We start from the raw sequence: 10,622 nt of genomic DNA, 5'->3' as shown, positions 1-10,622 counted from the left end.
AAGACAGAGGCAAGGGTCAAGATGACGCAGGAAGTCGCCGTGTGGATGGTCTTGCTGGCGTCGGTACTGGCAGCCAACCTCCCGTTCCTGTCGCAGCGGGTCCTGCTGGTCGGGCCCCGTCAGCCGGACAAGGCTTTTGGCTGGCGCCTTCTGGAACTGCTGCTCCTGTGGCTGGCGGTGCTGGCCGCTGGCTTCGGGCTGGAAAGTCAGCTGGGGCAGCGTGCCCCGCAGGGTTGGGAGTTCTTTGCGGCCATGGGCTGCCTGTTCCTGACCCTGGCGGTGCCTGGTTTCATCTGGCGCTACCTGCGACGTCACCGGGTCGCAGAGGTACCGGATGTCGGATGAACGGCATCTGATCGAGACCAAGGTCTCGTCGGAGGTGGTCTACCGCGGGCATTTCCTCGAGGTTCGAAAGGACCAAATCGCCTTGCCTGACGGGGGTCAGGCCGGGCGCGAGTACATCATCCACCCGGGTGCGGTTGTCATCGTGCCCATCCTGGATGATGGACGTCTGGTGCTGGAGCGTCAGTACCGCTATCCCTTGCAACAGGTGCTGCTGGAGTTCCCGGCCGGCAAGCTGGATCCGGGAGAGTCCCGGCTGACGGCCGCCAGGCGGGAACTGGCAGAGGAGACCGGGTACCGGGCCCGGGAATGGGCCTGCGCCGGCATTCTGCACAATGCGGCAGCCTATTCCGACGAGTTCATCGAGATCTGGTTCGCGCGCGGGCTCGAGCAGGGGGAGCGCCAGCTCGACCACGGTGAGCTGATCGATCTTTGTCTGATGCAGGAAGAGGAACTGGACCGCCTGGCCAGCGCGGGCGCGCTGACGGACGCCAAGACCCTGATCGGGCTGCTGTGGCTGCAGAAGTGGCGCGCGGGTCGCTGGCCGCTCGACTGGCAGACCCTCGACGCGGCGCAGGGGTGAGGCCATGAAGGTCTGGAACTTGCGCTGTGCCCAGGGGCATGGCTTCGAGGGCTGGTTTGCCTCGGAGGATGACTTTCAGAGTCAGCAACTGCGTGGCTTGCTCACCTGTCCGCTGTGCGGCGTGGCCGAGGTGGTGCGTGCGCCCAGTGCACCGCGGCTGAATCTGTCGGGTGCGCGGGCTGAGCCGCCAACCGCCACGACTCGCCGTTCCGACGAAGTGGCTGCGGTGTCGACGACGGCCGCCCCCGGCGAGTCCCCAGCATCGCCCACGCTGCAGCAGATGCAGCAGGCCTTCATGCAGGCGGTGCGCCATGTGGTGGCCCACACCGAGGATGTCGGTCCGCGCTTCCCGGAGGAGGCGCGCAAGATCCACCATGGCGAGGCGCCGGCCCGCGGCATCCGCGGTCAGGCCACCGAGGAAGAGCGCGAAGAACTGCGCGACGAAGGGATCGAGGTCTACAGCCTGCCCATCCCGGAGGCCCTGAAGGGGCCCACGCACTGAGCGCCTTCCCCGCGGTCCCTCACAACACCCGGTTCGGGTTCAGGCGTCCCAGCGGGTCCAGCGCCGATTTGATCTGGCGCATCAGGCGCAAGGCCACCGGCGACTTGTACTGCGGCAGCTGCTCGCGCTTGAGGGTGCCGATCCCGTGCTCGGCTGAAATGGAGCCACCGAAACGGCAGACCGCGTCGTAGACCAGCGTGTTGAACGCCTCTTCATGGGCGGCCAGAAAGGCGGCGGCCGAATCGCCCTCGGGTGCCTGGACGTTGTAGTGCAGATTGCCATCGCCCAGGTGACCGAAGTTCACCAGCCGCACGCCGGGCACCCGGGCTTGCAGCGCGGCATCGGTCTGGGCAACGAAGGCCGGGATGGCCGACACCGGCAGCGAGATGTCGTGCTTGATGTTCAGACCCTCTTCGCTCTGGGCCAGCGAGATGGATTCGCGCAGGTGCCACAGGGCCTGCGACTGGGCCAGGCTCTCCGCCACCACCGCGTCGTCGATCAGCCCCTGTTCCAGTGCCAGGCCGAGCACCGACTCCAGGGCTTCCTGGGCCTGGCCGTCGTCGCTGGCCACCAGCTCCAGCAGGATGGACCAGGGCGCGGCGGCGAAGGGGTTGGGGATCTGCGGGAAGTGCTTGCCGACCAGCTGCAGCGAGAAGGCGCTCATCACCTCGAAGCCGGTCAGACCCGCGTCGAGGTGGCGGCGGGCCAGTTCCAGCAAGGCCACCGCCTGGTCCAGGTTCCGTGCCGCTGCCAGGGCCGTGCGGCAACCCACGGGGCGCGGGTAGAGCTTCAGCGTGGCGCCGGTGATGATGCCCAGGGTACCTTCACTGCCGATGAACAGGTCGCGCAGGTCGTAGCCGGTGTTGTCCTTGCGCAGACCGCTCAGGCCCTCCCAGACCTCGCCGGTGGCGGTCACCACCTCCAGGCCCAGGCAGAGCTCGCGGGCGTTGCCGTAGCGCAGCACCTGGGTGCCGCCGGCATTGGTGGAGAGGTTGCCGCCGATGGTGCAGCTGCCCTCGGCCGCCAGGCTCAGCGGGAAGAGCAGGCCGGCCTCGTCGGCCGCCTGCTGGACCTGCTGCAGGATGCAGCCGGCGTCCACCGTCATCGTCAGGTTGGCTGGGTCGATGGCCCGCACGCGGTTCATGCGCGACAGGCTCAGCAGCACCTGCCGGCCACTGCCATCGGGCACGCCGCCACCGACCAGGCCGGTGTTGCCGCCCTGCGGCACGATGCTCACGTCATGCAGTCCGCAGGCCTGCACCACGGCCGCCACCTCTTCGGTGCTGCCGGGGCGCACCACCGCCAGGGCCTTGCCGTGGTAGCGCTTGCGCCAGTCGCGCTCCCAGGCGCTCAGGTCGCCATCGGTGAGCACATGGGTCGGGCCCAGCAGCTCGCGCAGTTCGGTCAGCAGGGCATGGCTCATGGGGTGTGTCCTTCTTCTTGGCGGGCCCGTTGGGCGCGGCGCAGGCGCCAGCGCACCTGCCAGGCACAGGCGGTGAACAACAGCAGGCACAGCAGCACCTCCAGCCAGGCCAGCCAACGGCCCGGGCCCTGTTCACTGGTGGCCCTCACCAGGCCCTCGGCGCAGTAGAGCCAGACCAGCAGGCTGACCCAGCGGTAGGTGTAGAGACGGTGGCGCCACAGGCCCAGCACCGGCACCAGCAAGGGCACGACCTTGAGCGCCAGGCTGCCGTTGCCGGTGGGGGCCAGCCACAGTTCCCAGGCCAGGCCCAGCACGATCAGGCCGATCAGGCTGGCCAGCGCCATGGCGCGCGTGGCGCGGACGACGCCGTCCGGCGCCAGGGTCACCAACGGAGTCTCCGACATGTTTGGCATGATAGCCGGCATGACTTGGATCACCGCCCTGCGGGCCCACTGGACATCGCAGGTGGGCCTGCTGTTCACCACGCTGCGAACCTGGCCCTGGTTCGACACGGTTCGCACCCTGCGGATGCGCTTTCGCGAAGACCGACTGGGCCTGAGCGCCGGCAGCCTGACCTTCACCACGCTGATTGCGCTGGTGCCGCTGCTGACGGTGATGCTGGCCCTGTTCACCGCCTTCCCGGTGTTCGCCAAGTTCCAGGTGGCGCTGCAGAAGTACTTCCTGCAGAGCCTGGTGCCCGACGCGATCGCCAAGCCGGTGATGGTCACGCTGACGCAGTTCGCCAGCAAGGCCAACAAGGTGGGGGGGGCGGGGCTGCTGTTCCTGCTGGCCAGCGCCATCTCGCTGATGCTGACCATCGACCGCACGCTCAACGGCATCTGGCGCGTGCGCAAGCCGCGGCCCATCGCCCAGCGTGTGCTGGTCTACTGGGCTGCGCTGACCCTGGGGCCGCTGGTGCTGGGGGTGAGCCTGAGCCTGACGTCCTACGCGCTGTCGGCGTCCAAGGGACTGGTGGGGGCGCTGCCCGGCGGGGTGCGCTTCGTGCTCGACGTGGTCGAGTTCCTGATGCAGGCCGGTGCCACGGCGGCCCTGTTCTATTACGTGCCCAACACCCATGTGCGCTGGCGCCATGCGCTGGGCGGCGCCCTGTTCGTGGCGGTCACCTTCGAGCTGGCGAAGTCGGTGCTGGCTTGGTACGTCGGCTCGGTGGCCACCTATTCGGCCATCTACGGCGCCTTTGCCACCGTGCCCATCTTCCTGTTGTGGCTCTATCTGGTGTGGGTCATCGTGTTGTGCGGCGCGGTGATCGCCGCCTATGCGCCCAGCCTGCAGATGCGGGTGGTGCGCCAGCCCAATGTGCCGGGCCGCGCGTTTGCGCTGGCCTTGGCGGTGCTGCGCGAACTGGCGGACGCGCGCCGGACCGGTCAGGGCGGGCTGACACTGGACGCGGTGGCTGCCCGCCTGCGGGTGGATCCGCTGCAGATCGAGCCGGTGCTGGACACCCTGATCGCCCACGACTGGGTGGGCCGGCTGGACGAGGGCGGTGGCCAGCGCCACACGCTGATGTGCGAGCCGGCCAGCACGCCGGCCGCCCCGCTGGTGGATGCGCTGCTGCTGGCGCCGCAGGCGGCCGCACAGTCTTTCCGCCAGCGCAGCGGCCTGGAGCAGATGACCCTGGCCGAACTGCTGACAGCGTGAGGGCGCCGGCTCAGCCGGCGTGCACCACCACCAACAGCGCCCGAGCTGCCTCGCTGCCCGTGTTGCGGATGGCGTGCGGCTGGTCCACCGCGTAGCGGGCCGTGTCGCCCGTGTCGAGGGTCTGGGTCTGTTCGCCTGCGTCGACCACCAGGGTACCGGCATGGACCGTCAGGTGCTCGCGGGTGCCGGGTTCATGCGGTTCACTGGCCAGCACGCCGCCGGGCTGCACCGTCAGTTCGTACCACTCGAACTGCCCGGCCAACTCGATGGGCCCGAGGATGCGCAGCTCGCACAGCCCGTCCGGGCTGCGCAGCGAGGGAATGGCGTGGGGCGGCACCGTCACCATCGCCGGTGCCCCGGGCTCCTCGCCACTGAGCAGTTCCGCCATCGGCACGCCCAGGGCATTGGCCAGGCGCCAGACCACGGCCACCGTGGGGTTGGCTTGGTTGCGCTCGATCTGCGAGAGCATGGACTTGGAGACACCGGCTTGGCGCGAGAGTTCGTCCAGCGACAGGCCACGGCCCTGGCGCAGGTTGGCGAGCGTCTGGCCGACGCGGGGCGGTTCGGAAGAGGGCATGCGCGACATCGCGGTCTTTCAGCGTTCAGGCTTGACGGAATGGAATCTCGACATGATACTGCACTATTGTTCGATATATCGAACAAGAGAACATTCATTGAACGTCTTGTGAACCATCCGTTCCTCTGTCAAGGACTCCACCATGTCTGAGCCCCGCGCGTCCACCGACGCTTTCTACGCCCACCTGCGCCAGGAATTGCAGACCTTGCGTGCAGACGGTCTCTACAAGAGCGAGCGCATCCTGACCACGCCGCAGGGGGCCCTGGTGCGTACCACCGATGGCCGCGAGGTGATCAACCTGTGCGCCAACAACTACCTGGGGCTGTCCAGCCACCCGGAGGTCATCGCCGCGGCCCATGAGGCCCTGGACACCCATGGCTATGGCCTGAGCTCGGTGCGTTTCATCTGCGGCACCCAGGATCTCCACAAGACCCTGGAAGGGCGGCTGGCCCGCTTCCTGGGCACCGAGGACGCCATCCTCTACGTGGCGGCCTTCGACGCCAACGGCGGTCTGTTCGAGCCGCTGCTGGGCGAGCAGGACGCCATCATCAGCGACACGCTCAACCACGCCTCCATCATTGACGGCATCCGCCTGTGCAAGGCCCGGCGCTGGCGCTACACCCACAACGACATGGCCGACCTGGAGCGCTGCCTGGAGGAGGCCCGCGCCGGCGGCGCCCGCTTCACCCTGGTGTTCACCGACGGGGTGTTCTCGATGGACGGCACCATCGCCCAGCTCGACCGCATCCGCGCGCTGTGCGACCGCTTCGGCGCGCTGCTCGGCGTGGACGAAAGCCACGCCACCGGCTTCATGGGCACCACCGGCCGTGGCACGCATGAACATCGCGGCATCTTCGGCAAGGTGGACATCATCACCGGCACCCTGGGCAAGGCCCTGGGCGGTGCGTCGGGTGGTTTCACCGCGGCCCGCAAGGAGGTGGTGGAACTGCTGCGCCAGCGCTCGCGGCCCTACCTGTTCTCCAACACCGTGGCGCCGTCCATCGTCGGCGCCTCGCTGAAGGTGCTGGACCTGCTGGAAGGCTCCACCGCGCTGCGCGACAAGCTGGCCGACAACACCGCCTATTTCCGCCAGGCCATCGTCGAGGCCGGCTTCGAGATCAAGCCGGGCGAGCACCCCATCGTGCCCATCATGGTCTACGACGCCGTCAAGGCACAGCAATTGGCCGCGCGTCTGCTGGAACTGGGGGTCTACGTGGTGGGCTTCTTCTACCCGGTGGTGCCGCAGGGCCAGGCCCGCATCCGCGTGCAACTCAGTGCCGCGCACGACCGCGCCCAGCTCGAGCGCGCGGTGGCTGCCTTTGCCCAGGCCGGCCGCGAGCTGGGTCTGCTGAAGGGGGACGCACAGTGAGCACGCCCCGCATCCTGATCATCGGGGCCAACGGCCAGATCGGCACCGACCTGGCCAGTGTACTGGCGGTGCGCCATGGCCGCGAGGCGGTGGTCACCAGCGACCTGTCTCCGCGCGGCCGCGTGCCCGGCCTGGCCCACGAAGCCCTGGACGTGACCGATGCCGCGGCCCTGACCGCAGTGGTCGAGCGCCACGGCATCACCCAGATCTACCACCTGGCGGCGGCGCTGTCCGCCCGTGGCGAGCAGCACCCGATGTGGGCCTGGGACCTGAACATGAAGGGCCTGCTCAACGTGCTGGAACTGGCCCGCACCCACAAGCTGGAGCGCGTGTTCTGGCCCAGCTCCATCGCGGCCTTCGGCCCCAGCACCCCGCGTGACCAGACGCCGCAGCAGACGGTGATGGAGCCCACCACCGTCTACGGCATCTCCAAGCTGGCGGGCGAGGGCTGGTGCGCCTGGTACCGGCGCAACCACGGGGTGGACGTGCGCACCGTGCGCTACCCGGGCCTGATCAGCTGGAAGACGGCGCCTGGCGGCGGCACCACCGACTATGCGGTGGAGATCTTTCACGAGGCGCTGCGCACGGGCCGCTACACCAGCTTCCTGGGCCAGGACACCGCGCTGCCGATGATGTACATGGACGACGCCATCCGCGCCACGCTGGAGCTGATGGAGACGCCGCTGGCCTGTCTGCCCCAGTACAAGGCCTACAACCTGGCCGGCATCAGCTTCACGCCGGCCCAGATCGCCCAGGCCATCCGGGCCGAGCTGCCGGACTTCGAGATCGACTACGCACCGGACTTCCGCCAGGCGATTGCCGACAGCTGGCCGCGTTCGCTGGACGACCGCGAGGCCCAGGCCGACTGGGGCTGGACCCCGCGCTTCGGTCTGCAGGAGATGGTGCGCGAGATGCTGACGGCGCTCAAGCCCGGCATCGCGGCCGCTGCGGCCTCCGCCACCGCCGGCACGCCCGCCTGAGCCCGGCGCTGCTCAGGCGGACGCTCCCAGCGCCGCCAGCACCGCCCGGGCGACGGCCTCGGGCTGCTCCTGCAGCATGGCGTGCCCGCCGGGCACCACCCGCATCTCGGCCTTCAGGGCCTCCACCAGGGCCACCGTGGCCTTGGCCGGCGTCATGCGGTCGGCCTCGGCCTGGATGAGCGTGACCGGGCAGCGTACGCGGGTCGCGGCCGCCAGTCCATCGGCATAGCGGTCGCACAGCTGGAAGTCGTGCAGGAAGAGGTTGCCGTCGGCGCAGCCGGCCTGGGTCCGGGCCATCAGGGCCCGACTGGCGGCGCGGGCCTCGACCAGCGGCCCCTCCGTCTGGGCTGCCGCGGCGGGCGAATAGGACAGGGTGTTGATCAGGTCCATGCCCGCCTCGGGCGTGGCCACGGCCGATTCCAGCAGGGCGGGGCTGACCCGCATCGGGAAGGCCGTGCCCAGCAGCAGCAGATGCCCGATGCGCTCGGGGGCCTGCGCCGCCACCTCCAGGGCGATCAACGAGCCCATGCTGTGGCCCGCCACGCAGAAGTGATCCAGCCCGGCGGCATCGGCCACCCGCAGCGCCCAGGCGGCCAGGGCGGCGATGTCCGGCAGCAGGGGGCCGGCGCTGCCGCCATGGCCGGGCTGGTCGGGCGCCAGCACCGCGTGGCCCGCGGCCGCACAGGCCGGGCCGAGCTGGCCCCAGACGCTGGCGTCGTTGAGGGCACCGTGCAAGAGCAGCAGTGCAGGGGCGTTCGCACCGGCGGGCGAGGGGCCCCAGTGCGAGAGGCTCACGGGGCGGTGGTCGACAGTGAGTTGCATGGATGACGCAGCGGCAGTGGCGGGGCGTCGCCATCGGGTGGATTCGCGCGGCCCCTGGATCGCCAGGGTAAGAAAGCCGGCGATTGTGTGCTATGTTGACAACCCCGAGACCCATCCATCGGCACAGCCTGAGGAGACAGCCACCATGAAAGTCAGCGACATCCTGCGCGTGAAGGGCAACACCCTGTTCACCGTGTCACCCGACCTTCCGCTGGCCGAGGCCGTGCGGACCATGGCCGAGAACGACATTGGTTCGGTGGTCGTGATGGAGCACGGCGATCTGACCGGCATGCTCACCTTCCGTGAGGTGATTGCCGCCATCGTGGCCAACGACATGACCATCGGCAGCCGCCTGGTGCGCAGCGTGATGGACGATGCCCCCCTGACCTGCACGCCTGAAACCGAGATCGACGAGGTGCGCCGCATGATGCTGGGTCGGCACGCCCGCTACATGCCGGTGCTCAACGGGCGCACCCTGATGGGCGTGATCTCGTTCTACGACGTGGCCAAGACCGTGGTGGAGGCCCAGGACTTCGAGAACCGCATGCTCAAGGCCTACATCCGCGACTGGCCGGGCGACGAGACGCCGTCGTCTTCCGAAGGGCTGGCCGCCCACTGAACGGGCCGAAGAAACGGCAGGGTGGGCAGCGCTGACCCTGCCTGAGTTTCAGACGCCGGCTTGGGCCGCGGTGGGCGCCAGCAGCGCCCGGGAGGCGCTGTTCGGCCGGGTGTGGCTTTGCACCCAGGCCAGGGTGTCCTCGGGCGGCATGGGTTTGCAGAAGCGATAGCCCTGTGCCGCCTCGCAGCCGTGCGATTGCAGGAAGGCGGCCTGCTCATCGGTTTCCACGCCTTCGGCGATGGTGGTCAGGCGCAGTGCACGCGCCATCTGGATGATGGCTTGCACGATGGCCCGGTCGTCCGGATCGGTGCCGATGTCGCGCACGAAGGACTGGTCGATCTTCAGGGTGTGGATCGGGAATCGCTTGAGGTGACTCAGCGAGGAGAAGCCGGTGCCGAAGTCGTCGATCGACAGGCGCACGCCAAGGGCGTGCAGCCGGTCCATCATCTGGCCGGCTTCGGCCGGGTTGTGGGCCGCGACGCTTTCGGTCAACTCCAGTTCCAGGCAACTGGGCGGCAGGCCCGCGTCGTCCAAGACCTTCTGGACCAGCTCGGGCAGGCCCGGATCCCGGAATTGCACGGCCGAGAGGTTGACCGCCACCACGTTCGAGGGCAGGCCCGCGTCGATCCATTGCTTCATCTGGCGCACGGCGGTGCGCATCACCCAGGCGCCGATGGACAGGATCTGTCCGCTGCTTTCGGCCAGAGGGATGAACTCGGCTGGCGAGATCATGCCCAGTTCGGGGTGCTTCCAGCGGATCAGGGCCTCCATGCCGACCAGACGGCCGGATTGCAGGCAGACCTGGGGTTGGTAGACCAACGCCAGTTCTTCGCGCTCTTCGGCGCGGCGCAGTGCGGCTTCGAGCTGCAGCTGGCGGGCCGAGCGGTTGAGCATGTCGGCCGAGTAGAAGCACCAGCGACCGCGGCCTTCGAGCTTGGCGCGGTACATGGCCGTGTCCGCGCAGCGCAGCAGGGCTTCGGGGGTCTCGGCGTCGTCGGGTGACAGGGCCACGCCGATCGAGAAGGTCAGGCTGAACTCGTGTCCTTCGACGCGGCAGGGCTGGGCCAGCCGTTCGATGAGCTTGTCGGCCACCTGGCCCGCACCCTCGGCGGTGGCGCCTGGCAGCAGCACGGCAAATTCGTCGCCCCCCAGCCGTGCCACGGTGTCCACCTCGCGCAGGCTCTGGCGCAGGCGCTGGGCCACTTCGCGCAGGATGCCATCCCCCGCGGTGTGGCCGAAGTTGTCGTTGACATGCCGCAGCTGGTTCACGTCCAAGAAGAGCAGGGCCAGCGGCTGCTGGTGTCGGCGGGCCTGGGCCAGGGCCTGGCTCAGGCGATCCACCAGCAACTGCCGGTTGGGCAGGTCGGTGAGTCCGTCGAAGTGGTCGCGGCGCAGCAGCTTCTGCTCGACCTGGCGCACCGAGGTCACATCGTGCACGATGGCGATCAGATGACCGCTGCGCGGGTCGGTGTCTCGCCGCAGGCTCAGGGACACCCAGGCGGTCAGCGGCGCGCCATTGCGACGCATGCTGATCACCTCGCCCTGCCAATGGCCCGAGCTGCTCAGGTCCTCCCGCATGGCTTCGGGCAGGCTGGCATCGTGGATCAGCGGTGCCAGCAGCTGGATGGACTGGCCTTGCAGCTCTTCGGCCTGGAAGGCGGTGATCTCGCAGAAGGCAGGGTTGACCGAGAGAATCACCCTGGGCGGCCTTGCCGTTCAGGTCCAGCGCGGTGGAGGCGGCGGTGG

The 10,622-nt window shown here is 69.0% G+C and carries 12 protein-coding genes; 7 read left to right on the top strand and 5 right to left on the bottom strand.

Translation table 11 applies throughout. The features are described from left to right. From I73_RS09110 to I73_RS09100, 3 genes are all read left to right on the top strand, one after another. Positions 1 to 345, top strand: a 345-nt coding sequence (locus I73_RS09110; RefSeq protein WP_306304227.1) for a DUF2818 family protein, incomplete at its 5' end; no start/stop codon positions are given. Next, positions 335 to 925, top strand: coding sequence for an NUDIX domain-containing protein (locus I73_RS09105; protein ID WP_022980323.1), 591 nt, complete (start codon positions 335 to 337; stop codon positions 923 to 925). The genes I73_RS09110 and I73_RS09105, both read left to right, overlap by 11 nt. Positions 926 to 929: 4 nt before the next feature. Continuing rightward, on the top strand, positions 930 to 1,427 hold the full coding sequence (locus I73_RS09100; RefSeq protein ID WP_022980322.1) for a DUF1178 family protein: 498 nt from the start codon (positions 930 to 932) through the stop codon (positions 1,425 to 1,427). Between the two features lie 19 nt (positions 1,428 to 1,446). Here the strand turns inward: I73_RS09100 and I73_RS09095 are convergent, their stop codons facing one another. Together I73_RS09095 and I73_RS09090 are read right to left on the bottom strand one after the other, a co-directional pair. Next, the gene (locus I73_RS09095; protein WP_022980321.1) at positions 1,447 to 2,850 is read right to left on the bottom strand and encodes an FAD-binding oxidoreductase; all 1,404 of its coding nucleotides are present in this window, start codon (positions 2,848 to 2,850) and stop codon (positions 1,447 to 1,449) included. Continuing rightward, positions 2,847 to 3,254 carry a DUF2069 domain-containing protein gene (locus I73_RS09090; RefSeq protein WP_040500067.1) on the bottom strand — a complete coding sequence of 136 codons (408 nt, stop codon included), beginning with the start codon at positions 3,252 to 3,254 and terminating at the stop codon, positions 2,847 to 2,849. Before I73_RS09090 ends, I73_RS09095 begins: the two co-directional genes overlap by 4 nt. A gap of 19 nt (positions 3,255 to 3,273) precedes the next feature. Between I73_RS09090 and I73_RS09085 the strand changes: the two genes are divergently transcribed. Further along, positions 3,274 to 4,509 carry a YihY family inner membrane protein gene (locus I73_RS09085; RefSeq protein WP_022980319.1) on the top strand — a complete coding sequence of 412 codons (1,236 nt, stop codon included), beginning with the start codon at positions 3,274 to 3,276 and terminating at the stop codon, positions 4,507 to 4,509. Positions 4,510 to 4,519: 10 nt separating this feature from the next. Here I73_RS09085 and I73_RS09080 read toward each other — a convergent pair whose 3' ends face one another. Then, positions 4,520 to 5,095: a helix-turn-helix domain-containing protein gene (locus I73_RS09080; protein ID WP_022980318.1), complete on the bottom strand. Its 576-nt coding sequence runs from the start codon at positions 5,093 to 5,095 to the stop codon at positions 4,520 to 4,522. Positions 5,096 to 5,228: 133 nt separating this feature from the next. Here I73_RS09080 and kbl point away from each other — a divergent pair, with 133 nt between their 5' ends. Both kbl and I73_RS09070 read left to right on the top strand, forming a co-directional pair. After that, positions 5,229 to 6,455, top strand: coding sequence for a glycine C-acetyltransferase (gene kbl / locus I73_RS09075; RefSeq protein WP_022980317.1), 1,227 nt, complete (start codon positions 5,229 to 5,231; stop codon positions 6,453 to 6,455). Then, positions 6,452 to 7,435 (top strand): NAD-dependent epimerase/dehydratase family protein, encoded by a 984-nt coding sequence (locus tag I73_RS09070; RefSeq protein ID WP_022980316.1) that lies wholly within the window; start codon positions 6,452 to 6,454, stop codon positions 7,433 to 7,435. The genes kbl and I73_RS09070 overlap by 4 nt, the downstream gene beginning before the upstream one ends. 12 nt (positions 7,436 to 7,447) lie before the next feature. Here the strand turns inward: I73_RS09070 and I73_RS09065 are convergent, their stop codons facing one another. After that, complete coding sequence (locus tag I73_RS09065) at positions 7,448 to 8,257, bottom strand: alpha/beta fold hydrolase (protein ID WP_022980315.1); 810 nt, start codon at positions 8,255 to 8,257, stop codon at positions 7,448 to 7,450. A gap of 145 nt (positions 8,258 to 8,402) precedes the next feature. Between I73_RS09065 and I73_RS09060 the strand changes: the two genes are divergently transcribed. Then, positions 8,403 to 8,876, top strand: a complete 474-nt coding sequence (locus I73_RS09060) for a CBS domain-containing protein (RefSeq protein WP_022980314.1) — start codon at positions 8,403 to 8,405, stop codon at positions 8,874 to 8,876. Positions 8,877 to 8,924: 48 nt separating this feature from the next. On the opposite strand, the gene I73_RS27040 is transcribed toward I73_RS09060, so the two are convergent. Continuing rightward, a complete protein-coding gene (locus I73_RS27040; RefSeq protein WP_022980313.1) occupies positions 8,925 to 10,574 on the bottom strand; it encodes a bifunctional diguanylate cyclase/phosphodiesterase in 1,650 nt (549 codons plus the stop codon). Positions 10,575 to 10,622 lie beyond the last annotated feature (48 nt).

This window comes from Ideonella sp. B508-1 (assembly GCF_000333615.1).
Classification (GTDB): Bacteria; Pseudomonadota; Gammaproteobacteria; order Burkholderiales; family Burkholderiaceae_C; genus Ideonella.
This window is presented reverse-complemented; position numbering and strand designations above follow the sequence as displayed.

Excerpts from the sequence above, each read along its gene's own strand:
- I73_RS09105 (WP_022980323.1), top strand. The coding sequence starts at position 335 with ATGTCGGATGAACGGCATCTGATCGAGACCAAGGTCTCGTCGGAGGTG.
- I73_RS09100 (WP_022980322.1), top strand. The coding sequence starts at position 930 with ATGAAGGTCTGGAACTTGCGCTGTGCCCAGGGGCATGGCTTCGAGGGC.
- I73_RS09095 (WP_022980321.1), bottom strand. The coding sequence starts at position 2,850 with ATGAGCCATGCCCTGCTGACCGAACTGCGCGAGCTGCTGGGCCCGACC.
- I73_RS09090 (WP_040500067.1), bottom strand. The coding sequence starts at position 3,254 with ATGTCGGAGACTCCGTTGGTGACCCTGGCGCCGGACGGCGTCGTCCGC.
- I73_RS09085 (WP_022980319.1), top strand. The coding sequence starts at position 3,274 with ATGACTTGGATCACCGCCCTGCGGGCCCACTGGACATCGCAGGTGGGC.
- I73_RS09080 (WP_022980318.1), bottom strand. The coding sequence starts at position 5,095 with ATGTCGCGCATGCCCTCTTCCGAACCGCCCCGCGTCGGCCAGACGCTC.
- kbl (WP_022980317.1), top strand. The coding sequence starts at position 5,229 with ATGTCTGAGCCCCGCGCGTCCACCGACGCTTTCTACGCCCACCTGCGC.
- I73_RS09065 (WP_022980315.1), bottom strand. The coding sequence starts at position 8,257 with ATGCAACTCACTGTCGACCACCGCCCCGTGAGCCTCTCGCACTGGGGC.
- I73_RS09060 (WP_022980314.1), top strand. The coding sequence starts at position 8,403 with ATGAAAGTCAGCGACATCCTGCGCGTGAAGGGCAACACCCTGTTCACC.